The sequence below is a fragment of the Ornithinibacillus halophilus genome, from assembly GCF_900129485.1.
In the GTDB taxonomy this organism is placed as follows: Bacteria; Bacillota; Bacilli; order Bacillales; family Amphibacillaceae; genus Ornithinibacillus; species Ornithinibacillus halophilus.
Map to the genome: position 1 here is coordinate 1 of NZ_FQVW01000102.1, position 1,532 is coordinate 1,532.

Consider the following 1,532-nt stretch of genomic DNA (forward strand, 5'->3'; position numbering starts at 1 on the left):
TTCAGGCCTATTACCTCCCTGTCTACGCTTAGCACCCTGCATTACTGCAGGTAGCCCAAGACTCGGTATTGGCGATTTGGCTATATCTTACCAAGTAGGAGTCACACCTGCTAGATTGCACGACCTTCTCGGTCGCTCGAGGAATATATGTCCTCAACAAAAAAGACCCTCTACCTATCAAGTAGAGAGTCCTATATTTATACTGGATAATAAAATTCCTTATGTTTAGCTTATTTCGTTCCAAATAAACGGTCACCAGCGTCACCAAGACCTGGCACAATATAAGCTTTTTCATCTAGCTTCTCATCTAAGGCAGCTAGATAAATATCAACATCAGGATGTTGTTCTTGAATTACTTCGACTCCTTCTGGTGCTGCAATTAAGCACATTAAACGGATATTTTTTGCTCCGCGTTTCTTCAATGAATCAATAGCATCGTTTGCTGAACCACCTGTTGCTAACATTGGATCAATAACAATCAATTCTCTTTCTTCAATATCAGAAGGTAATTTTATGTAATACTCCACCGGCTTTAATGTTTCCGGGTCGCGATACAAACCGACATGTCCAACTTTAGCTGCTGGAATTAGTTTTAGCATCCCATCAACCATTCCAAGACCTGCACGTAGAATTGGAACTAATCCAATTTTCTTCCCTGCTAGAACTTTTGTTTTTGTTTCCATTACTGGTGTTTCAATAGTCGTTTCTTGTAATGGTAAATTACGTGTAATTTCAAAAGCCATCAACATAGCTACTTCATCTACTAGCTCACGGAATTCTTTCGTACCTGTGTTTTTATCTCGTATGTAAGATAACTTATGCTGAATTAATGGATGGTCTAATACATGAACATTTCCCATTCTAATCACTCCTTTGGATTAGTTATATCTTTAAAATTGTACTAATAAACGCTATAGCTTTCAAGTAAATATTAGCATTAGTTCTATTTTTGCCATTTTCACTATAGTTAATATAGGTATTTATTGCAAATAATTTCCGAGTTATTTTACCTTTAGACTTAAATCGTAATACTATGAGAAATTTTATATATAAAAAAATCCGAACTATGTTCGGATTTTTTGTACATGTGTAAGAAATTCTTAATTAACATGTTATCCAACGCTACGGAAATACACTTCGCTTTCACTTCCAGCACAAGTGCGACATCTGTTCAAGCTTCCTACGTCGCTTTCACAGTGTCTTCTTTGCCGCGGGCGGCTGGTGAGCCAGGGAACTACTTGATTATGCTTCCTAGCACCCTTGCGCTGAGGAAGCATACTGCGTAGCATTACTTGTAGACGCAAGCGCATCATGGGGTCTCACCTATGCCTCTGCTCCCGCAGGAGTCTACGTGTATTTCTTACGCTAGTGTGTATTCTTAGACAATAAGAACTATGGACCTACTGCAATATCACTAGTTGATTGGAGCGGAGGGCAGTCGACTCCTGCGAGAACAGCACGTGACCGAAGACCCCACAGCGGTGGTTTTCCGCGAGGAGGCTGAGGCCGTGCCCGCGGAAAGCGACTGTCCG

Annotated in this window: 1 protein-coding gene; it reads right to left on the reverse strand. The window is 40.5% G+C overall.

Annotated features, from left to right (window positions below; genetic code table 11):
* Positions 1-230: 230 nt before the first annotated feature.
* Complete coding sequence (upp, locus tag BUB12_RS17360; RefSeq protein ID WP_072892171.1) at positions 231-860, reverse strand: uracil phosphoribosyltransferase; 630 nt, start codon at positions 858-860, stop codon at positions 231-233.
* Between the last annotated feature and the right edge of the window lie 672 nt (positions 861-1,532).

Excerpts from the sequence above, each read along its gene's own strand:
- upp (WP_072892171.1), bottom strand. The coding sequence starts at position 860 with ATGGGAAATGTTCATGTATTAGACCATCCATTAATTCAGCATAAGTTA.